This is a genomic window from Stenotrophomonas maltophilia group sp. Smal12, from assembly GCF_037079935.1.
GTDB classification, from domain to species: domain Bacteria; phylum Pseudomonadota; class Gammaproteobacteria; order Xanthomonadales; family Xanthomonadaceae; genus Stenotrophomonas; species Stenotrophomonas sepilia.
The window spans coordinates 1-20221 of the sequence record NZ_JBAWUK010000008.1 but is presented as its reverse complement, the minus strand read 5'-3'; the positions used below and the strand labels follow the sequence as shown (position 1 = coordinate 20221).

15 protein-coding genes are annotated in these 20221 nt (G+C 67.7%); 10 read left to right on the top strand and 5 right to left on the bottom strand.

Annotation, left to right across the window (positions count from 1 at the left end):
• The first annotated feature begins 35 nt into the window (after positions 1 to 35).
• The 3 genes from WDC87_RS05160 (at position 36) to WDC87_RS05150 (ending at position 4228) form a co-directional block, all read left to right on the top strand.
• Complete coding sequence (locus WDC87_RS05160) at positions 36 to 476, top strand: hypothetical protein (RefSeq protein ID WP_005420284.1); 441 nt, start codon at positions 36 to 38, stop codon at positions 474 to 476.
• A 160-nt stretch (positions 477 to 636) separates the two neighbouring features.
• Positions 637 to 897: a YcgL domain-containing protein gene (locus WDC87_RS05155; RefSeq protein ID WP_014648833.1), complete on the top strand. Its 261-nt coding sequence runs from the start codon at positions 637 to 639 to the stop codon at positions 895 to 897.
• Positions 890 to 4228, top strand: coding sequence for an ankyrin repeat domain-containing protein (locus WDC87_RS05150; protein WP_301655139.1), 3339 nt, complete (start codon positions 890 to 892; stop codon positions 4226 to 4228). The genes WDC87_RS05155 and WDC87_RS05150 overlap by 8 nt, the downstream gene beginning before the upstream one ends.
• A 134-nt stretch (positions 4229 to 4362) precedes the next feature.
• Here WDC87_RS05150 and WDC87_RS05145 read toward each other — a convergent pair whose 3' ends face one another.
• Positions 4363 to 6141: a monovalent cation:proton antiporter-2 (CPA2) family protein gene (locus WDC87_RS05145; RefSeq protein WP_072168053.1), complete on the bottom strand. Its 1779-nt coding sequence runs from the start codon at positions 6139 to 6141 to the stop codon at positions 4363 to 4365.
• Positions 6142 to 6484: 343 nt separating this feature from the next.
• Between WDC87_RS05145 and mgtE the strand changes: the two genes are divergently transcribed.
• Both mgtE and WDC87_RS05135 read left to right on the top strand, forming a co-directional pair.
• Positions 6485 to 7855, top strand: coding sequence for a magnesium transporter (gene mgtE, locus WDC87_RS05140; RefSeq protein ID WP_134971770.1), 1371 nt, complete (start codon positions 6485 to 6487; stop codon positions 7853 to 7855).
• A gap of 85 nt (positions 7856 to 7940) precedes the next feature.
• Positions 7941 to 10667: a bifunctional acetate--CoA ligase family protein/GNAT family N-acetyltransferase gene (locus tag WDC87_RS05135; RefSeq protein WP_252744811.1), complete on the top strand. Its 2727-nt coding sequence runs from the start codon at positions 7941 to 7943 to the stop codon at positions 10665 to 10667.
• 55 nt (positions 10668 to 10722) lie between these two features.
• On the opposite strand, the gene WDC87_RS05130 is transcribed toward WDC87_RS05135, so the two are convergent.
• Entirely contained in the window at positions 10723 to 11103 is a 381-nt protein-coding gene (locus WDC87_RS05130) for a YbjQ family protein (RefSeq protein WP_065185897.1), read from the bottom strand.
• A 109-nt stretch (positions 11104 to 11212) separates the two neighbouring features.
• Here WDC87_RS05130 and WDC87_RS05125 point away from each other — a divergent pair, with 109 nt between their 5' ends.
• The gene (locus WDC87_RS05125) at positions 11213 to 11920 is read left to right on the top strand and encodes an alpha/beta hydrolase (RefSeq protein WP_252744810.1); all 708 of its coding nucleotides are present in this window, start codon (positions 11213 to 11215) and stop codon (positions 11918 to 11920) included.
• Here WDC87_RS05125 and WDC87_RS05120 read toward each other — a convergent pair.
• A complete protein-coding gene (locus WDC87_RS05120; RefSeq protein WP_336331287.1) occupies positions 11877 to 12614 on the bottom strand; it encodes a YdcF family protein in 738 nt (245 codons plus the stop codon). The two genes, WDC87_RS05125 and WDC87_RS05120, sit on opposite strands and share 44 nt — an antisense overlap.
• Positions 12615 to 13041: 427 nt before the next feature.
• Between WDC87_RS05120 and WDC87_RS05115 the strand changes: the two genes are divergently transcribed.
• Positions 13042 to 13368 carry a hypothetical protein gene (locus WDC87_RS05115; RefSeq protein ID WP_242015900.1) on the top strand — a complete coding sequence of 109 codons (327 nt, stop codon included), beginning with the start codon at positions 13042 to 13044 and terminating at the stop codon, positions 13366 to 13368.
• A 46-nt stretch (positions 13369 to 13414) separates the two neighbouring features.
• On the top strand, positions 13415 to 15103 hold the full coding sequence (locus WDC87_RS05110; protein ID WP_242015902.1) for an ATP-binding protein: 1689 nt from the start codon (positions 13415 to 13417) through the stop codon (positions 15101 to 15103).
• A 109-nt stretch (positions 15104 to 15212) separates the two neighbouring features.
• Here WDC87_RS05110 and dkgB read toward each other — a convergent pair whose 3' ends face one another.
• Positions 15213 to 16022 carry a 2,5-didehydrogluconate reductase DkgB gene (gene dkgB / locus WDC87_RS05105; RefSeq protein WP_088497006.1) on the bottom strand — a complete coding sequence of 270 codons (810 nt, stop codon included), beginning with the start codon at positions 16020 to 16022 and terminating at the stop codon, positions 15213 to 15215.
• A 142-nt stretch (positions 16023 to 16164) separates the two neighbouring features.
• On the bottom strand, positions 16165 to 18387 hold the full coding sequence (locus WDC87_RS05100) for a methyl-accepting chemotaxis protein (RefSeq protein ID WP_252744809.1): 2223 nt from the start codon (positions 18385 to 18387) through the stop codon (positions 16165 to 16167).
• A 183-nt stretch (positions 18388 to 18570) separates the two neighbouring features.
• Here WDC87_RS05100 and WDC87_RS05095 point away from each other — a divergent pair, with 183 nt between their 5' ends.
• Positions 18571 to 19026 (top strand): Rrf2 family transcriptional regulator, encoded by a 456-nt coding sequence (locus WDC87_RS05095; protein ID WP_072168047.1) that lies wholly within the window; start codon positions 18571 to 18573, stop codon positions 19024 to 19026.
• Positions 19016 to 19921: an NAD(P)/FAD-dependent oxidoreductase gene (locus tag WDC87_RS05090; protein WP_088497009.1), complete on the top strand. Its 906-nt coding sequence runs from the start codon at positions 19016 to 19018 to the stop codon at positions 19919 to 19921. The genes WDC87_RS05095 and WDC87_RS05090 overlap by 11 nt, the downstream gene beginning before the upstream one ends.
• Positions 19922 to 20221: the final 300 nt, after the last annotated feature.

Genomic DNA, 20221 nt, shown 5'->3' with positions numbered 1-20221 from the left:
CGTTACCCCCGCACCCTCGACAAGGAGATGTTCCGATGCGCCGCACTCTCATGATCGCCACGGCTACCGCGCTGCTGGCCCTGACTTCCACCGCTTCCGCCCGCGACACGCGTGTCGAACAGTCCCTGCAGGAACTGGTCAATTCGCAGGCCGCCAAGGACGCCGGCATCGACGGCAGCGTGCGCTTCTATCTGGCCGGCCAGCCGGTCAGCGTGCAGCAGCGCCTGGGCGAAGACGTGACCAACAAGAAGACCAACGCCGCCAACAAGAGCGATGCCGAGGCCTGCCGCTGGGTTGCGCTGTCGGCACTGCGCGCGCTGCAGGACGGTGCCAAGTCGCGCGGCGCCAACGCCGTGGTCGACATCGTCAGCTATTACAAGAAGAACGAGTTCAAGAGCAGCACCAACTACGAGTGCTACGCCGGTGCCATCCTCGCGGGTGTCGCGCTGAAGGGCACCTACGCCAAGGTCAAGTAAGCGCCCGTGTGGCGGCGGCGCAGCCTGAACGTCGCCGCCACATTGCTGAACCCCGCAGGCGAAACGCCGCCGATCGCGCCGCCATCGTCGGCTGACGGCTTTCCCCGGTGTCGGCTTTCCGACACAATCATGGCTCTTCCCGGGTTATCGTCCCGCGGACATGCACGCCTACGTCTATAAAAGCCAACTCAAGCCGGACACCTACGTCTACGTTCCCCGACGCGATGATTTCAGCGCGCTGCCCGCGCCGCTGCTCACCTCGCTGGGGACGCTCGCCTTCGTGCTGGAGGTGGCCCTGGATGCCCAGCGCCGCCTGGCACAGGCTGACCCGGAAAAGGTCCGCAGCGAAATGAGCGAGCGCGGGTTCTACCTGCAGGTGCCGCCGTCGGTGGCCAGCCTGATGCCGCGCCACTATGACTGACGCCTCCCGTCCGCGCATTCTGTCAATTGCCTTCGCCGCGGGCGCCGTGCTGGCGCTGGGCGCCGCCGTGGGCGGCGTTCCGGGTGCGGTCCTTGCCGCACTGGCGCAGCCCGCGTTCGCGTTGGCGATATCGTGGTGGCGCCGCAGCCGCGCGCTGCTGCCGCTGAAGGTGGTCGCACGCCAGGACCTGCCGGCGCTGCTGGCCTTGTGGGCAGCCGCCCCGCTGTTGCTGGCGCTGCTGCTGGCCTGGCCGCTCGCAGCACTGCGTGACAGCGGCAGCCTGGCGGCAGTGCTTGGCCTGAGCGTACTGGTCAGTGCCGGCCTGTTGGCGGCCTGGCGCACCTGGCCATTGTGGAACGATGTCGAACGCCTGGATGGCAGCCTGGCCCAGCACTGGCAGGCGCTGGCGGGGCGCGACCTGACTGCCTGGCGTGGCCTCGGCGTGGCCGCGCTGGTCATTGCGCTGGCCGCGCTGGTGGTGCTGCCGGCCTGGCCGGGCCTGTTGCCGGAAAGCGCGCGCTGGCCCGCCGCACTGGCGGTCGTACTGCTGTCGCCGGTGCTGCACCTGCTGCTGCAGCGGGTCGCGCCTGCGCCGCTGGTGTCGCTGCGCTCCAGCCCGTTGGCGGCGTCCAGCGCTGAACCCGAACCGATGTTCGCAGCGGCGGCCGAAACCGTGCCGCTGGAGGCGATGGCGCCGCAGGAACTGACACCGGCGCTGTATGAAGCCGCCCGCCAGGGCCGCATCGACCGGGGCCTGCAGCTGCTGCAGGCCGGTGCCGATCCGTATGCGCTGCCGGACCCGAACTGGCGTGACCAGCGCAGCCTGGCGGTGCTGGCTGCGGTGCTGCCGGACCTGCGCCTGCTGCGCGAACTGATTGCCCGCGGCGTCGATGTGAATGCGCCGCACCGGGGCATGACCCCGCTGCTGGCGGCGACCCGCGACAGCTGGCATGGCCGCCCCGAAGCGGTGATGACCCTGCTCGCCAACGGCGCCGACTCGCGTGCCACCGACAGCGATGGCAACACCCCGCTGCACCATGCCGCACGCAGTTCCGACCCGGGGGTGGCCGCGCTGCTGCGCGATGCCGCTGCCGAAGTCGATGCGCTGAACCGTGATGGCTGGTCGCCGCTGGCGGTGGCCTGCCAGGTGGGCAACTGGCGTCTGGCCCGCTTCCTGCTCGAACGCGGTGCACGCTGCGAACCGGCCGATGGCACCCCGGTGCTGCTGGCCGCCGCCGCCACCGAGGATGATGATCCGGCGGGCGTGCAGCTGCTGCTCAAGCACAAGGCACGGGCCGACGCCCGCGATCGCCAGCGCCGCAGTGCGCTGCATGAGGCGGCCCTGGCCGGCCATGTCGAGATCATCGGCGTGCTGCTCGGCGCGGGCGCCAATCTGGAGGCGCGCGATGCACTGGGGCGTACGCCGTGGCTGGAAGCGGCCCGTGCCGGTCGCGCCGCCGCGATCGAGCACCTGCTGCCGCACAAGCCGGACCTGGTCGCGGTGGACGGCGAAGGCCGCAATGCGGTGCAGCTGGCGGCGATGGCCGAGGATGTCTCGCCGCTGCTGATCAAGCGCCTGGTCGAACTGGGCATCGCGGCCGATGCCACCGATCCGCTCGGCCGCCGTGCGGTGGACTACGCCGCCGAGGCCGGCCGCTGGGCGATCGTAGCCCTGCTGGACCCGTCCTATCCGTTGCCGGCCGCGGTCAGTGATGGCCTGGCCGATCGTGGCGAAGCGGCCAGTGCCAGCGGCCTGCTGCCGGATCGTCCGCCGCTGACCCTGCTGCGCGAGGCCCTGGGCTTCGGCAATACCGACGGCATGGCGGCGCTGGCCAGGCTGTGCCAGCCGGAGGAACTGGGCGGGCTGCTGCTCGATCCGGAGTTGGCGCTGGAACCGCGTGCGGTGGACTGGCTGCTGGGCCACGGCGCCGATCCCTATGTGCGTGATGCCTGCTCCGATACGCCGATGTTCGCGCTGTTGTCGCGCGGCATCGATGCGGTGCCGGCGTTGCAGGTGATGCTGCAGCGTGGCCTGTCGCCGGCCGGCCGCGGTGGCCTGGCGCGCTTCCTTGCTGCCTGCGCACAGCACGACCAGGCCGCGCGCGGCCTGGAACAGCTGGCACTGGAACTGCTTGAGCGTGGCGCCGATCCGTTCGCCGCCTCGCCGGCGGGCGATCCGCCGCTGTCGCTGGCGGTGCGCCTGGGCTGGCTGCGCCTGCAGCAGGCCCTGCTCAAGGCGGGCGTCGATCGTGAAGCGCGCGACAGCCATGGCATGACCGCATTGCACCTGGCCACCGCATTGGCCCGCGAAGGCGCGCTTAAGCTACTGGTGCAGCATGGTGCCTCGCCCGAAGCACGTGCCGCCGACGGCCAGACACCGCTGGGCGTGGCGCTGTCGATCGGTCGCCGCGATCTGGCCGACTGGCTCGATTGGCGGGTGTGGCCGTTGCCGCGCCGGACCCTGCGCGAGGCCGATCTGCCGGCCGCCGCAATGGCCGGTGACGTCGATGCAGTGCGCCGCCTCATCGATCTGAGCTTCGCCGTCGACGCGGTCGACGCACAGGGCTGCACCGCGCTGCTGCGTGCTGCCGGTGGCGGCCACCTGGCGGTAACCGACCTGCTGCTGGCGCGCGGCGCCGATCCGCAGCACGCGGCGGCCAGTGGCGCGACGCCGCTGTCGGCGGCGGTCAGCATGCGCCAGGTGGACATCGTTTCGGCCCTGCTCGACGCTGGCGCCAAGCTGGAACACCGCCTGCCGGGTGGCGTGACGGTACTGATGCTGGCCTCCGCGCTGGGCCTTCCGGACATCGTCGCGCGCCTGCTCACGGCGGGTGCCGACGTGCATGCCGGTGACGCGCAGCAGCTGGGTCCGCTGCACTGTGCCGCGCTGTACGGTTTCAGTGCCCGCGACCGCTCGCGCCTGCTGGCCCTGCTCGACACCCTGCTGCTGGCCGGTGCCGAACCGGACCAGGCCGCCGCTGGTGCTGTCACGCCGCTGCTGCTGCTGCTGGGCGCGCGCGCCGAGCCGGGTACCGCCTGCGACGAGCAGGTGGTGATGGCCGCAGTGGAGCGCCTGCTGGACGAGGACGTAAGCCTGGACGTACGCGACCCGCGCGGCTTTGGCCCGCTGCACCTGGCCGCGCTGCATGGCCTGCCGTTGCTGGTGCAGCGCCTGCTGCGCGCCGGCGCCGATCCTGAAGCGCGCGACAGCCTCAACCGCAGTCCGCGCGAGATCGCAGTGATGCGCGGCTTCATCGACGTGGCTGGCGAGTTCGAGCCGCGCGTGCCGGGCGTCTCCTCGATGGCCCGGTTCCTGCGCGACAACGGCTGATCCCTGGAAAAGGGTAGTGCCGGCCGCTGGCCGGCTACCTCATGACATCTCCGGGATCACGGGATTGCCGGCCAGCAGCCGGCACTACCGGGTCCGCCATCGATCAGGTGGATGCCGACCGTTGGCCGGCACACCTACTCGCCGTCGCTTTCCGCGTCAGCTTCGAACAGGTGCATCAGGTCGTTGCGTGCATCACGCGAGGTCTGGATCACCGCGGCCTCGTCGTCGTACACCAGGTACTGGTCGCGCAGCAGCTGTTCATCATGCTCACGGAAACGCTGCACATGGCGCTCGGCCACGTCCGGTGCCACGCCCAATGCGGTCAGCACGCGCCCGCTCATTTCCAGACTGGTGCCGAACACTTCGCGGAACGGCTCGGCCGACATGTCCATCAGTCGCCAGGCATGCTGGCGGTTGCGTGCACGCGCCAGCACCTTCGCGTCCGGGTACAGCCGGCGCACCATGCGCACCGCGCGCAGGTTGGTCTCCGGGTCGTCCACGGTGATGACGAACACATCGATGTGCTCGCCACCCGCTGCACGCAGCATCTCCGGGCGGGTCGGGTCGCCGTAGTACAGCTGGTTGCCGAAGCGGCGCAGGTCGGCCACCGTGTCCGGGTTCGCCTCCAGCGCCACGAACGGCACCTTCTGTGCGGTCAGCAGGCGTGCGATCACCTGGCCGAAGCGGCCCATGCCGGCGATCAGCACCTTGGGCCGGTTGTCCGGTGCCACCTTGTCGGCCTCGGCGGTCCCGCGCGGTGGAGCCTTCTCCTGGCCGAGCAGCTTGAGCAGCGCGATCATCAGCAGTGGCGTGATCGCCATCGACAGGCCGACGATCGCCACCAGCCGATCGTGATTGGCGTTGCCCAGCAGGTGCGCGCGCTGCGCTTCGTTGAACACCACGAAGGCGAACTCGCCCCCCAGCCACAGCACGCTGCCCAGCAGCAGCGACTGCCGCGGACTGAGCTTTGCAATACGGCCAATCACATACAGCAGGCTGAACTTGACCACCAGCAGGATCGCCACGCCGGCGGCGATCAGCCACGGCTCTGCGGCGATGCGGTCGAGATCGATGCCCATGCCCACCGCGATGAAGAACAGCCCCAGCAGCAGGCCCTTGAACGGCTCGATCTGCGCTTCCAGTTCGTGCCGGAACTCCGAATCGGACAGCAGCACCCCGGCCAGGAACGCGCCCAGGCTGGGGCTGAGGCCCGCTTCCTGCATGAACCAGGCAGTGCCCAGCACCACCAGCAGGGCGGTGGCGGTGAACACTTCCGGGCTGCGGGTGCGGGCGATGATACTGAACACCTTGCGCAGCACCGGTCGTCCGCACAGGATCACCACGGCCAGCGCGCCGAGGGCCACGGCGGCGTCTTCCCAGCGCAGGGTCTCGTTCTTCGCCCCGCCCAGCAGCGGGATGGCCGCCAGCAGCGGGATCGCGATCAGGTCCTGGAACAGCAGGATGGCAAAACCCAGCCGGCCATGGTCGCTGTTGATCGCCTTGTGCTCGGACAGCAGCTGCAGGCCTACCGCGGTGGATGACAGCGCCAGCGCAACACCGACCACCAGCGCGCTCTTCCACTGGAAGTGGTCGAGCAGCAGCAGGCCGCCCAGCACCAGCCCGGACATCGCCACCTGCGCCGCGCCCGCGCCGAACACCGAGCGCCGCATCACCTTCAGACGTGCCGGCGACAGCTCCAGGCCGATCACGAACAGCAGCATCACCACGCCGATCTCGGCCGCGCCGAGGATGCGGTCGGCGTCCTGCACGAAGCCCAGCCCGTCCGGGCCCAGCACCACGCCGGCCGCCAGGTAGCCCAGCACCGCGCCGAAGCCGAACTTCTTGAACACCGGCACGGCAATGACCGCCGCCAGCAGCAGCACCAGGGCCAGTTCCAGACCGCCGCTATGCATGGGAATACCTGGTCATCGGGGAAGCCCGCAGTGCGTCCGTTCGGGTGAGGAAAGCGTGGCGAGCGCCACCCGGCCATTATGCGCGCCGGTCGGTGTATGCACGAGAACAACCGGCCGGCCGGCGCCCGGCGCAGGGATGCCGGGTTGACCTGCATGGCCCGCGGGTCCAGACTGCCCGCCGCTGGCGGCGCACCGCCGGCACGCGCATTCCGGAGTCCCCAACCCATGTCCAGCGACAGTAGAAGTCGACCTCGTTCGACGCCAGCGATGGCCACCGCCTGACATCGGGACGGTTTGCCTGCGTTGGCGTTGCGCGAGGTCGCACCCCCACAAGGCAAAACCGATGAACCAGAAGCAATTGCTGCGCCCGGTGGCCGATGCCGCCGCATTGGCCGCACCGCTGGCGAACTACAACACCGCCGATGCGGTGGAATTCCTCAACACACTGGAACTGGCCCGCGCTGCGGAAACGCTGGCCGCGCTGCCGTTGCCGCGTGCAGTGAAGATGCTGGAAGCGCCGGAACTGCACCGCAGCGGTGAGCTGGTGGCCGCGCTGCCGCCGGCACGCGCCGCTGCCCTGCTCGGGTTGATGGCTGACGATCGCGCCACCGACATCGTCCACGAGCTGGATGAGGAAGAACGCGCGCGGCTGATCCCGCTGCTGGGCACCGACGCCCGCCAGGCCATCCAGAAGCTGCTGAGCTATCCGCCGAACACCGCCGGCGCGCTGATGACCACCGAGTACGTGGCGGTACCCGCCAGCTGGACCGTGGCGCAGACCCTGCAGCACATCCGCCAGGTCGAGCGTACCCGCGAGACGGTGTACGCGATCTACGTGCTGGAGCCGGCCACCCAGCAGTTGCAGCAGGTGGTGACCATGCGCCGGCTGATCACCGGCCTGCCCGAGGAATCGATCCTGGACGTCGCCCAGGTCAATCCGCCGGTGACGGTGGACGCGCTGATGGACCAGGAAGAAGTGGCGCGGCTGATCCGCCGCCACGACCTGCTGGCGATCCCGGTGGTCGACGCGCAGCAGCAGATGCTCGGCATCGTCACCGTGGACGACGTGCTCGATGCGCTGATCGAGGAATCCACCGAGGACGCGCACAAGTTCGGCGGCATGGAAGCGCTGGACAAGCCGTACATGCAGATCGGCTTCTTCGAGATGCTGCGCAAGCGCGCCGGCTGGCTGAGCGTGCTGTTCCTGGGCGAGATGCTGACCGCCAGCGCGATGCAGCACTACGAAGACGAACTGGCGCGCGCGGTGGTGCTGACCCTGTTCATCCCGTTGATCATGAGCTCGGGCGGCAATTCCGGCTCGCAGGCCACCTCGCTGCTGATCCGCAGCCTGGCGCTGCGCGAACTGCGCCTGCGCGACTGGTGGAAGGTGGCCATCCGCGAGATCCCGACCGGCATGGTGCTGGGTGCCATCCTCGGCTGCCTGGCGATCGTGCGCATCGTGATCTGGCAGCTGGGTGGCCTGCATGACTACGGCGAGCACTGGATCCTGCTGGCGATCACCATCGGTGCCGCGCTGGTCGGCATCGTCACCTTCGGTTCGCTGTCCGGCTCGATGCTGCCCTTCGTCCTGAAGCGGCTCGGCTTCGACCCGGCCAGCGCCTCGGCGCCGTTCGTGGCCACCCTGGTGGATGTGACCGGCCTGGTGATCTACTTCAGCATCGCCGCGCTGATCCTGCACGGCACGCTGCTGTAACAGAAAAAGGGGACGGAGAGGATTAAGTCGTTTGTGCACAAACGACTTAATCCCCTCCGTCCCCTTTTTTGGGTACCGTAGGCGCATGAGTACCTACCACCTGCAGTCTGTGTTCCGTCCGCAGTCGGTCGCGGTGATCGGCGGCAGTCCGCGTGAGCGTTCGGCCGGCCGCGCGGTGATGCGTAACCTGCGCGGCACCGGTTTCCCCGGCAAGGTGGCGTGGATCAACCCGCGGCATGCCGAAATCGATGGCATCCTCACGGTCAAGCGCTTGAAGGATCTGGACTGGGTACCGGACCTGGTCGTCATCACCGCACCGGCGGCGATCGTGCCGCAGGTGGTGCGTACCGCCGCCGAGCGCGGCGTGCAGGCGGCGATCATCCTCACCGCGCACCTGGGCGAAGGCCCGGGTTCGTTGTCCGCACAGGTAGAGGCGGTGGCGCGCAAGCATGGCCTGCGCATCCTCGGGCCGCACTGCCTGGGCGTGATCGCGCCGCACGCGCGACTGAATGCCAGTATCGCCGCACATTTCCCGCAGGCAGGCGACCTCGCGCTGATTTCCGAATCCTCGGCGATCGCCGCCGCGCTGGTGGAGTGGGGCGTGGCGCGCTCGGTCGGGTTCTCCGCCGTGGTCTCGCTGGGCGACACGATGGACGTCGACTTCGGCGACCTGCTCGATTACTTCGCCACCGACTACCGCACCCGCGCCATCCTGCTCTATGTCGAGCAGATCAAGGACGCGCGCAAATTCATGTCGGCCGCGCGTGCCGCCGCCCGCGCCAAGCCGGTGGTGGTGGTGAAGTCCGGCCGCGCCGAGCGCGTGCAGCCGGGCAGCCGCGATACCCATGTGCAGGCCCTGGCGCGTGCCGATGATGTGTACGGCGCGGCCTTCAACCGCGCCGGCCTGCTGCGCGTCGGCGCGCTGGACGAGCTGTTCACCGCCGCCGAATCGCTGGGGCGGCTGGGTACCTTCCCCGGTCGCCGCCTGGCCATCCTCAGCAATGGTGGTGGTGTCGGTCGCCTGGCCGTGGACCAACTCATCGCATTGCGTGGCACGCTGGCCACCCTGTCCGACAGCACGGTGCAGAAGCTCGATGCGGTATTGCCGCAGGGCTGGTCGCGCAGCAATCCGGTCGACATCGTGGTCGATGCCGATGGCGAGCGCTATGCCGCGGCCATCGAAGCGCTGCTGGCCGACAACGAGAACGACGCGGTGATGGTGGTCAACGTGCCAACCGCGTTCACCTCGTCCGCTGACGCTGCGCAGGCACTGACCCGCACGCTCGGCCTGCGCCCGCGCCATCATCGCGACAAGCCGGTGTTCGCGGTCTGGCTGGGCAACGATGACCAGGCCACCGCCACGCTCAACGCGGCGCGGGTGCCGACCTATCCGACCGAGGCGGAGGCCGTACGCGGCTTCCAGCATCTGGTGCGTTACCGCGAAGCGCAGAACGCCCTGATGGAAACGCCACCCAGCCTGCCGCAGGACTTCAATGTCGATGCGGCGGCCGCGCGAGCGTTGGTTGATGCTGCGCTGGCCAATGGCCAGCAGTGGCTGGACCCGCTGGCCACGCATGAGCTGCTCAAGGCCTACGGCATTCCGTCCGCGCCGGTGATGCATGCGCGTGATGCGCACGAGGCGATGGACCTGGCGCAGCCGCTGCTGGAGCGCGGTGCCACGGTTGCGCTGAAGATTCTCTCGCCGGATATTCCGCACAAGTCGGAAGTGGATGGTGTGCGCCTGAACCTGTCCACGCTGCCGGCGGTGCAGAGCGCGGCCAACGCGATCCTGTCGCGTGCGCGCCAGCTGCGGCCGGATGCGCGCATCGATGGCCTGCTGGTGCAGCCGACCATCGTCCGCCCGAAGGCGCGCGAACTGATCGTCGGCATCGCCGATGACGCGACGTTCGGCCCGGTGATCGTGGTCGGCCGTGGCGGAACCGCCGTCGAAGTGATCAACGACAAGGCGCTGGCCCTGCCGCCGCTGGACCTGCGCCTGGCCCACGAGCTGATCGGCCAGACCCGCGCTTCGCGCATCCTCAAGGCCTACGGCGATGTGCCCGCCGCCGACGAGCGCGCACTGGCGCTGGCGCTGGTCAAGCTGGCACAGCTGGCCGCCGATATTCCCGAAGTGCGCACGCTGGACATCAACCCGCTGCTGGTCGACAGCAAGGGCATCCTTGCCCTCGACGCACGCGTGGCAGTGGCACCGTCGCGCATCCTGCACAAGGGCCGTGGCCATCCACGCTTTTCGGTGTTTCCGTATCCGAAGGAGTGGGAGCGCACCATCGAACTGTCCGATGGCGGCCGGGCCTTCGTGCGCCCGGTGCGGCCGGAGGATGACGCGCTGTTCCGTGCGTTCTTCGCCCGCGTCAGCGACGAGGACCTGCGCCTGCGCTTCTTCCAGTCGGTGAAGCACTTCAGCCACGAATTCATCGCGCGCCTGACCCAGCTCGACTACGCGCGCTCGATTGCGCTGGTAGCGATCGAACCGCGCAGCGGCGAGATGCTGGGCGCTGTGCGCCTGCATGCCGATGCCGATTACCACCGCGGCGAGTACGGCATCCTGATCCGCTCGGACCTGAAGGGCCACGGCATCGGCTGGCGGCTGATGGCGATCATGATCGAGTACGCGAAGTGGCTGGGCCTGGACGTGGTCGAAGGCCAGGTGCTGCGCGAGAACAGCACCATGCTGGCGATGTGCCAGAGCCTGGGATTCAAGACCAGGCTGGACCCGGACGACCCGACGGTGATGATGGTGACCTTGCCGGTGCAGCAGGTCGAGGTGCCCGACGTGCCGCCGGTGGCGTAATTCCAGTAGAGCCGAGCCTACGCTCGGCTGCTTTTGCGTACGCTTGGCGGCTGCATCACCGCACCGGCTCTACCACCACCGCCGTGCCATAGCACAGCACTTCGGTCAGCCCGGTCATCACATCAGTGGCGTCGTAACGCATGCCGATGATCGCGTTGGCACCCAGCTGCCGCGCGTGCTTGACCATGTCGCGGTAGGTTTCCTCGCGAGCCTGTTCGCACAGCTCGGTGTAGATGGTGATGTTGCCACCGAAGAGCGTCTGGATGCCGCCCAGGAAGTTGCCGACGATCGAACGCGAGCGCACGGTGATGCCGCGCACCACGCCGAGGTTGCGCACGACGCGATGGCCGGGCAGCTCGAAGGCGGTGGTGACCAGCGCATCGTCGAAGCGCAGTGCCGGCGGGGAAGGGGTGCCGCTGTTGTAGGGGTCTGCCATGGTCGCGTCCGTGTCGCTGCCTTCTGTAGAGTCGAGCATGGCGCGACTCTACAACGCAATCGCCCGTTGCGGCATGGTTCCGTCACCGTGCTGGCGCGACAATATCCCCATGACCGACCGTATCCCCCTGTTGCTGCTGCCCGGCCTGCTCAACGATGCCGAGCTGTGGCGCGCGCAGCTGGCCGACCTGGCCGATATCGCCGACTGCACCGTGGGCGACCAGACCCGTGGCGAGACCCTGCAGGCGGTGGCCGAAGACGTGCTGGCGCAGGCACCGGAGCGCTTTGCGCTGGCCGGGTTCTCGCTGGGCGGCTTCGTGGCCCAGCAGATCCTGCGCATCGCGCCGGAACGGGTGCTGCAGCTGGCGCTGATTGACACCTCGATCCACGCCGACTCGCCGGAGCGCGCCGAGCAGCGGCGCAGCCAGCGCGCCAGCGTGCGTCTGCCGGGGAAGTTCCACGGCTTCGGCGATGTGCTGATGCGCAGCTACATCGACGCCTCGCGGCTGGACGACTACGTGCTGGTGCAGCGCGTGCGCGACATGACCGCTCGCCTGGGCGCGGAAGTGTTCCTGCGCCAGAGCGCACTGGAACGCCGCGATGGCCATGATGTGCTGGCCGGTTACCGCGATCCGCTGCTGATCGTATGTGGCGCCAACGACCGCATTACGCCACTCGCGGTGAGCGAGGAAATGCACGCGATGGTGCCGCACTCGCAGCTGGTGGTGGTGCCCGATTGCGGGCACCTGGCGCCGATGGAGAAACCGGACGAGGTCAGTGCGGCAATGCGTGGGTGGTTGTTGCAGGCGCGATGCTGACCGGCTCGATGGAGGCGTCGTTCCAGCCCATCCGGTTGTAGAGGTGGTAGCGCAGAACGCCGATACGCTCATGCAATATCACTTCGACCAGCAATAGATTGAATGTGGAGGGCAACCACCCCCGGGTGGCACGGAGGCGGTCGCTGGGCAGGCCCTCGGCCACGACGCCGAAGTGACGGAAGTAGATCAAGCTCCGCGTGAGATGCAGGCCCGAGGTGACCAGCACCACCCGCGAACTGTCATGTCCGATGATCGCGCTGCTGTTCCTGGCGTTCTGCCAGGTGTTCGCGCTGGTGCGCTCGCGGACGATATGCTCGGTGGGCACGCCCAGTGCCATCAGTTCGCGTGCGTAGACATCGGCCTCAGCGACATCGCCGTTGGCAGTGACGCCTCCGCTGGCAAGCACCGTACAGACCTCGCGCGTGCGATCGCATTCGTGGTAACGCTGTGCAGCCCTCATCAGGCGGCTGTAACCGGCCAGCCCGGGCCTGGGGCCATGGGCATCGTGATCGATTCCGGCACCCAGCAGTACGATCACAGTGCGTGGATGTAGCGCATGTTCAGTGACAAGCGGCGTGTCCTGCGCGCGGTCCAGCAGCCATTGCGTGATCGGCTGGCTGGCGCTGGCCGCAATGGCCAGGGGAAGCGTCGCCAGAAGTGCAGCGCTGCGCAGGCGGCGTTTCAAGACCAGCACGCTGCATGAAAGCAGCAGGAGAAGCGTCAATGTCAGCATGGTGGTCCATGAGGGAAGTTTGAAAGGATTCCGATGGCGTAGTGCATTCGTTGCCTACATGCTGGGTGCCATGGACCTGAAGCGACTGTCACTCCCGGCCCGATGTGCTGCCATCGTAGGCGGAATCATGCTCGCGGTTGCTGCAGGGCATCTGTTGGGTGGCTGCTTTCCACAGTTTTTCGTACAGATCCATCAGCGGATGCAGTAGCTCGTGGGTCATGCATGCTGACGCATGAGGTTTCCAGTCAGGCGTAACAGGGCGCAGGAGTACACCCGTTCAAGTGTTGAATGCGACAGATGGAGGAAGGCGATGCAGAGCTTGAAGTCCCGGGTTGGACTGCACTCAGGTCCACACGCCATGGACCGGCCTGAGCTTGGGGAACGCTCGATGCTGGATCTCATTGCGGCAACGTCGCCCCACCAGCTCCCATCATTCACCGCAGCGTTGGACGCGGCGATATCGCAGTGGATGAGCATGGCGAAGGAAGAATCCTTCGGTGGCATGGAGCAGGAGCTGGCGCGCCTGCATGCCTTGAAGAGCGTTACCTCGGCGTTGGGCAGCGCCGGAGTTGCGCTGGCCTGCGACGCGTTGAGTGACTGTCTCCGCTCGGGTACAGAAGCGCGCGCTGTGCGGCGGCGGGCATGCGCGTTGGCACTGTCTGCGCAGCGTCTTCTGCATCGTGCGACGACGCATTTCCGGATGGAAGGGGGCTGACGTGCACGAGCCCCGTGTTTCCTCGCAGGCCCCCGCACCGGCAGCATTGCTGCAGGCAGCCCGTGCGCTGGAGATGCATCGCCTGGCCTGGCTTCTGTCGTCCCTGCAGGAGCCACGCGCCAGCGGATTCCGGGTGCTGCTGCAGGCACTGGTGGTGCTATGGTGCTGGCTGTGGGTGGATGGTCCGCAGCCGGTTCTGGCCAATGAGGCGGCCCGTGCGTTGCCGGTGGCCGTTGCACTGCTTGCGGTATCCGTGACATGGGCACTCGTTGCAAGTCTCTGCATGGAGCGCTGCCACCGCTGGTGCGATGGGGTAGGCCTTCTGCTCAGCCTGGCAATGGTTGCGATCCAGGTGAATGCGGCGTTCATCCTGCTGATGACGCTCAATGCAGCCCTGCCTTTCCTCGTGATCTCCGCCACCGCGGTGTATGGCCGCAGGGCAATTGCTCCCGCGATTGCATCGACTGCGCTGGCATTGCTGTGGGCCGCGCCTGAAGGCTACTGGGTCTCTCGACCCGCCTACCTGGCCTACGCGCTGGCATTGACGGTCCTGTTGCCGCTGGTGGTGGCGTCGCTGGTAGCCGCGATGCGTGACATAGCGCTGCGTGCCATTGCTTCGCGTGAGGCACAGGGCCGATTCGTCAGTACGATGAGCCACGAGCTGCGGACGCCGCTGAACGCTATCATCAGTGGGATCCAGCTGCTGGAAGTGGGGACAGTAAGTGCGGCCCAACGGCATGCACTGGCGACGGTCGCCACGCAGGCGCAGGCGCTCAGGCACCGTATCGATGATGTGCTGGACGTGGCCAGCATCGATGGTGGCCGGCTGCAGTTGCGGCTTCATCCTTGTTCGCTGCGTTCGATCATCGAAGGGGTACAGGCGACCTGCATGCCCGCTGCCGCCGACAAGGGCGTACTTCTGCAGCTGGATGGGAGTGAGCCCGATGTCTGGATGCTGGCAGACGGCGGCCGTATCGAACAAGTGGTGACCAATCTTGTCTGCAACGCCATCAAGTTCAGCCCTATGGCGGGCGAGGTATCGGTATCCATCAATGCTGCCCGGTCAGGTGACGACTGGCAGGTTCAGATCGAGGTCTGCGATTCCGGCTTGGGGATCGAAGACGCGGATCTGGAGATGATCTTCTCGCCGTTCGTACAGCTCAGCCAGGGAGAGGCACGCTGCGAGCAGGGTGTCGGGCTGGGGCTGTACATCGTTCGGCTGATTTCCGATGCCATGGGCGGAACGATAAGCGTGGGCCGCAGTGAAGCAGGCGGTGCCTCATTCGTGTGGTGCTTCACCGTGGCCTCCACCTTGGAGGTGGACTCTCCTCCTTCCCTTGAACAGCTTCTTCAGTCACATGCAGCATCGGTGCGACCGCTGCACTGCCTGCTGTTCGAGGACGTGGAAACCAACCGTGAGGTGGTGGAGCGCCTGCTGCAGAGCGCCGGCCATCGCCTCAGCTCCCGCCATGATGGCCACGATGCGCGGAAAGTGATCATGGCACTCGGACCTGATGTGGTGCTGCTGGATCTGCACATGCCGGGCTGCAGCGGATGGGAGGTGCTGGAGTCGGTAGCCAGGGACCCCGGCGCGCCACCGGTTCTTGTAATGAGCGCGGATACGCGGGTACAGGTGATTGAAAGAGCCCGCGCGCTGGGGGCTGCCGGTTTTCTATGCAAGCCGCTGGACATCCACGACGTGCTGGATATGTTGCGCGGTGTTGCCGAGCGCTGACCGACCGGTAGGTGCCGACCTTGGTCGGCACGGCGTTTCATCGATCGGTCAGACGTCTGCGCCGACCAGGGTCGGCGTCTACCAGAGCAGTTGCGCGCCGTCGTTGGAATCAATCCCAGGCTGGGGCGATGCCTTCGGGGTTGGCAAGGCGATGGCCGCGGTCGAGCTTGGCGATCTGTCCCATGTCTTCGTCGGTCAGGCGGATCGCTGCTGCCTCCAGGTTGCTGGCCAGGTTCTCGCGCCTGGTCGAGGACGGAATGACCGAGAAGCCCTGCTGCAGCGCCCAGGCCAGCGCGACCTGTGCCGGCGTGGCCTGGTGGCGGCCGGCAATGGCCTGGATCACCGGGTCCTTGATTACCTCACCATAGGCCAGGCTCATGTAGGCGGTGATGTGGATGCCGTTGTCCTGCAGGAATTTCACCAGCAGGCGGTTCTGCAGGTACGGGTGGATCTCGATCTGGTTGGTGGCGATGGCGCCGGCACCCAGGATGCCGATCGCCTTGCGGGTCTGCGCGATGGTGAAGTTGGAGATGCCGATCTCCTTCGTCAGGCCCTGTGCCTTGGCCTCGGCCAGTGCGGTCAGGTACTCCTCCATCGGCACGTCGACCTTGCCGTTCGGCGACGGCCAGTGGATCAGCGTCAGGTCCACATGATCGGTGCGCAGCTTTTCCAGACTGGTACGCAGGCTGGCCAGCAGCGCTTCGCGCTTGAACTCGGTGATCCAGATCTTGGTGGTCAGGTAGATCTCATCGCGCGGCACGCCGGAATCGGCGATGGCCTGGCCGACTTCGGCTTCGTTGCCGTAGATCTGCGCGGTATCGATGGCGCGGTAGCCGACCTCCAGCGCGTTGCGCACGGAATCGATCACGGTCTGGTCTTTGAGGCGGAAAGTGCCAAGACCGAAGGCGGGGACTGTCATGAGGGGCTCCAGCAGTGGGGGAGGGAGACGGGACTATCCACGAAAGGGTAGGCCAGCGGCCGTGTGCATGCCGGCAACGGTGCATTGCACTGCCGTGTACGACCACAGGCCGTAATGAGTGCGGAACGTTGGTCCGCACTGTTCATGCCGCCACCCATGTAGCGTTGGACGCTGCCGGCCAGCGGCCGGCACTACCCCAGTCCGCGCTCCACGGTGGTGCCGGCCGCTGGCCGGCAACCGGATCCCTCAGGCCGCGCGCCAACGCGTCCTTCGCTGTCGCCGTGGCCGACAGGTCGAACACATCGACCGCATCGATCAACCGGTTCGCCTGCTGTTCCAGGCTGCGCGCCGCGGCGCTGGCTTCCTCCACCAGCGCGGCGTTCTGCTGGGTGGTGCCGTCCATCTGGATCACCGTCTGGCTGACCTGTTCGATGCCTGCGCTCTGCTCCTGCGACGCCGCAGAGATCTCGGCCATGATGTCGGTCACGCGCTGCACCGAGGCGACGATCTCGGCCATGGTGTCGCCGGCCTCGCGCACGCGCTGCGCACCCTCACCGACCTGTTCCACCGACGCCTCGATCAGCGACTTGATCTCCTTTGCCGCCGCCGCAGAGCGCTGCGCCAGCGTGCGCACTTCGCTGGCGACAACCGCGAATCCGCGGCCCTGCTCACCGGCGCGTGCCGCTTCCACCGCCGCGTTCAGCGCCAGGATGTTGGTCTGGAACGCGATGCCATCGATCACGCTGATGATGTCGGCGATCTGCCGCGACGACGTTTCGATCGCACCCATGGTCGCCACCACCTGCCCGACCACGCTGCCACCGTGTGAGGCGACACCCTGTGCACCGATCGCCAGCTGGTTGGCCTGGCGCGCGTGTTCGGCGTTCTGGCGCACGGTGGAGGTCAGCTCTTCCATGGATGCCGCGGTCTCTTCCAGATTGGCGGCCTGCTGCTCGGTACGGCGCGACAGGTCATTGTTGCCGGCGGCGATCTCCGCGGCGGCGGTGTGGATGTTGCCGGAGGCGTGCTTGATGTCGGTGACGATGGTCGCCAGCTGCGTGGCGGTGGTATTGGCATCGCCGGCGATACGCGCGAACACACCCTGGAAATCACCGTGCATGCGTGCACCGAGGCGGCCATCGGCGATCGCGCGCAGCATCGTCGAGACTTCGCCGAGGTTCAGTTCTGTGGTCTGCATCAGGCGGTTCAGGCCATCGACCATCGCGCGGAAGTCATGCTCGAAGCGCGCGCTGTCGCCGCGCTGGCTGAAGTCACCGGCGGCCGCCGCTTCGGCCAGGCGGCGGATTTCGCCGTTGATCGCCCCGAGGTTGTGCTTGACCGCATCCAGCGCTTCGGTGATCACTGCCTTCTCGCCGGGCAGGCGTTCCATGTCCTGGCTGAGGTCGCCGACGGCGTAGCGGCCCATGATCGAGATCGCGCGCATCTTCACCCGGATGTGCGCGTCGACCAGCGTGTTGCAGTCGGCCACCATGGTGCCGAACGCGCCCGGGAAGGCAGCGGCGTCCATGCGATGGCTGATGGTGCCGGCCTCGTGCGCCTGGGCCATCGCGGCCTGCGCATCCAGCACGCCGCGCAGCGTGGACTGCAACGCCTGCATCGCCTGGGCGAGGCGTCCGATCTCGTCGCGGCTGCGCACCTGTACCACGTGCTGCAGGTCGCCGGCAGCCACTGCGCGTGCAGCGGCTTCCACCGCCAGTACCGGCTGCACCACGGCGCGCCGCAGCCACCAGGACAGGCCGATCAGCAACAGCACGGCGGCCAGCACCGTCAGTGACGCGCACAGCAGCAGGGTCTGCCGCGCCTGCTGCGAACGTGCCGCCAGCGCCGCTTCGGCCACCTGCGTGGCATGCCTGCTCAATGCATCCAGTGCGGTCGCCACCGCGCGATCCTTGCCGCGCACGAGGGTGTCGCCGACGGCGGGATCGTAGCCGGCCGCGGCAAATGCCTGCAGCGCCGCGTGATAGTCCTGCTGCAGCTGCGCGTGCAGGCCGATGAACGCCTGCGCCAGTTCACGCGTGCGCGCGTCCGGGCTGGTCACCAGGCCCTTGGCCAGCCGTTCGACCAGGCGGCCTTCGTTGTCGAAGGCGTCCAGATGGCGCTGACGCAACGCGTCGTCGTGACCACGCAGCAGCACGTTCTTCCATTCCTGCACCTGGCCGCGGAACTCACGCTGCAGGCGTTCGGCGTCGCGGCTGTGCGCGACTTCGGGTGGAACCTCGGTGGACAACTTGAACCAGGCGGAGGCCAGGCCAGCCAGCGCGCACAGCAGGACCACGGCCAAGCCAACAGAAACCGCGCCGAGCAGCTTGGACTGCAGGCGCGGAGCACGGACAGACGCATTCATCGGGAAGCACTCTCGGGAAGGGGCAATGCGGTATCGACCCGCCAAGCTCCCGCTGAAGTCCGACGAACATCACATTAGCGTTTCGTTTAGTGATGTGAAGAAAGTGTTTCATAGGACAAATGTGTCCATATGGAACGAATACGGACCCTGGACAGGGGATATAAATGTAACTAATGTAGTTACATGAAATCCGCGAACCTGCTCTCTGACGCCCTGCACGTGATGGCGCACCTGGTCGGCCAGGACGGCCCGCGCACCTCCGAGCAGCTGGCGTCCTGCCTGCCGACCCATCCGGTGGTGATCCGCCGCCTGCTGGCGCAGCTGCACAGGGCGGGCCTGGTTCACAGCGCCCGCGGTCATGGCGGTGGCAGCCAGTTGGCCCGCGATGCCGCAGCCATCACCCTGCATGACGTCTACCTGGCGGTGGGCGCACCGTCGCTGGTGCAGGTCGGTACCCGTGATTCCGGCGGTGGCTGCCCGATCCAGCAGCTGGTCAACAGCGCTTTGCTGGAGGGTGCACGCGAAGCACAGCGCCTGCTCGAACAGCGCCTGCGGGCGACCACGCTGGACAAGCTCGGCGCCGACTTCGCCCGCCATCTCGCCCATCACCGTTCCCTGGAAGGTCACCATGAATCCTGATGTGCTCATCGTCGGCGGCAGCTATGCCGGCATTGCTGCGGGCCTGATCCTGGCCCGTGCCCGCCGCCCGGTCACCGTCATCGACGCCGGTTTGCCGCGCAATCGTTTCGCCAGCCATTCGCACGGGGTGATGGGGCTGGATGGCATCAGCGGTGCCGAGCTGCTGAAGGCCGCGCGCCAGCAGCTGCTGGACTACCCCAGCGTGCGCTGGGTGCATGCCGAGGCCGTGCAGGCCAACGCCAGCGCAGAGGCCGTGGAAGTACGTACCGCCGATGGCCAGGTGCTGGCCGCGCGCAAGCTGCTGCTGGCCAGCGGCATCGCCGACCAGCTGCCGGCGCTGCCGGGTCTGGCCGAGCGCTGGGGCAGCACCGTGCTGCACTGCCCCTACTGCCACGGTTACGAAGTGGGTGGCGGCGCCATCGGCCTGCTTGGTGGCCATCCGATGTCCGCCAGCAAGGCGCCGCTGTTTGCCGACTGGGGCAATGTCACCTTCTTCAGCCAGGGCCTGCCGATCACCGATGAGGAACGGGCTGCCATGCAGCAGCGCGGCGTGCAGATCGAGACGTCACCGGTGCTGCGCGTGCAGGGCGACCAGCCGACCTGGCTGGAGGTGGAGCTGGCCGACGGCCGCCGCATCGCCCAGCGGGCGCTGTTCGTGCCGGCCACCCAGGTGATGGCCACACCGCTGGTGCAGCAGCTGGGCTGCACATTGGCCGAGAGCCCGCTGGGCGAGCTGATCGAGGTCGACATGATGAAGCAGACCTCGGTGCCGAACGTGTATGCCGCAGGCGATGCGACGACGGTCGGCAACATCACCCTGGCCATGGCCGAAGGCGTGCGCGCGGGCATCGGCGTGCACCACGCGCTGGTGGCCGAAGACAGCGTCGTGCGCTGAACGTTGCACAGGTAGAGGCCGACCCTGGTCGGCGCCGTTCCATCCACGCATGGCGTGGATCTACTGCAATTGGGTGCGGTGGGTGGCGGCCTTGGCCGGGCCCGCCCCCTTTAACCCATCACCCACAACACCTGGCGCCCGGTGTGGACCTGTGTCTTATTAACATATCCCAGCCCACCACAAAGGCACAAATTTGGTTTTGGGGGTTGTGCTTGTAAAAACGGGGGGGGGGGGGGGGGGGGGGGGGGGGGGGGGGGGGGGGGGGGGGGGGGGGGGGGGGGGGGGGGGGGGGGGGGGGGG

What these genes read in the sequence shown, in the direction of transcription:
- mgtE (WP_134971770.1), top strand. Translation starts at nt 6,485, where the DNA reads ATGAACCAGAAGCAATTGCTGCGCCCGGTGGCCGATGCCGCCGCATTG.
- WDC87_RS05135 (WP_252744811.1), top strand. Translation starts at nt 7,941, where the DNA reads ATGAGTACCTACCACCTGCAGTCTGTGTTCCGTCCGCAGTCGGTCGCG.
- WDC87_RS05160 (WP_005420284.1), top strand. Translation starts at nt 36, where the DNA reads ATGCGCCGCACTCTCATGATCGCCACGGCTACCGCGCTGCTGGCCCTG.
- WDC87_RS05125 (WP_252744810.1), top strand. Translation starts at nt 11,213, where the DNA reads ATGACCGACCGTATCCCCCTGTTGCTGCTGCCCGGCCTGCTCAACGAT.
- WDC87_RS05150 (WP_301655139.1), top strand. Translation starts at nt 890, where the DNA reads ATGACTGACGCCTCCCGTCCGCGCATTCTGTCAATTGCCTTCGCCGCG.
- WDC87_RS05115 (WP_242015900.1), top strand. Translation starts at nt 13,042, where the DNA reads ATGCTGGATCTCATTGCGGCAACGTCGCCCCACCAGCTCCCATCATTC.
- WDC87_RS05155 (WP_014648833.1), top strand. Translation starts at nt 637, where the DNA reads ATGCACGCCTACGTCTATAAAAGCCAACTCAAGCCGGACACCTACGTC.
- dkgB (WP_088497006.1), bottom strand. Translation starts at nt 16,022, where the DNA reads ATGACAGTCCCCGCCTTCGGTCTTGGCACTTTCCGCCTCAAAGACCAG.
- WDC87_RS05100 (WP_252744809.1), bottom strand. Translation starts at nt 18,387, where the DNA reads ATGAATGCGTCTGTCCGTGCTCCGCGCCTGCAGTCCAAGCTGCTCGGC.
- WDC87_RS05095 (WP_072168047.1), top strand. Translation starts at nt 18,571, where the DNA reads ATGAAATCCGCGAACCTGCTCTCTGACGCCCTGCACGTGATGGCGCAC.
- WDC87_RS05090 (WP_088497009.1), top strand. Translation starts at nt 19,016, where the DNA reads ATGAATCCTGATGTGCTCATCGTCGGCGGCAGCTATGCCGGCATTGCT.
- WDC87_RS05145 (WP_072168053.1), bottom strand. Translation starts at nt 6,141, where the DNA reads ATGCATAGCGGCGGTCTGGAACTGGCCCTGGTGCTGCTGCTGGCGGCG.
- WDC87_RS05130 (WP_065185897.1), bottom strand. Translation starts at nt 11,103, where the DNA reads ATGGCAGACCCCTACAACAGCGGCACCCCTTCCCCGCCGGCACTGCGC.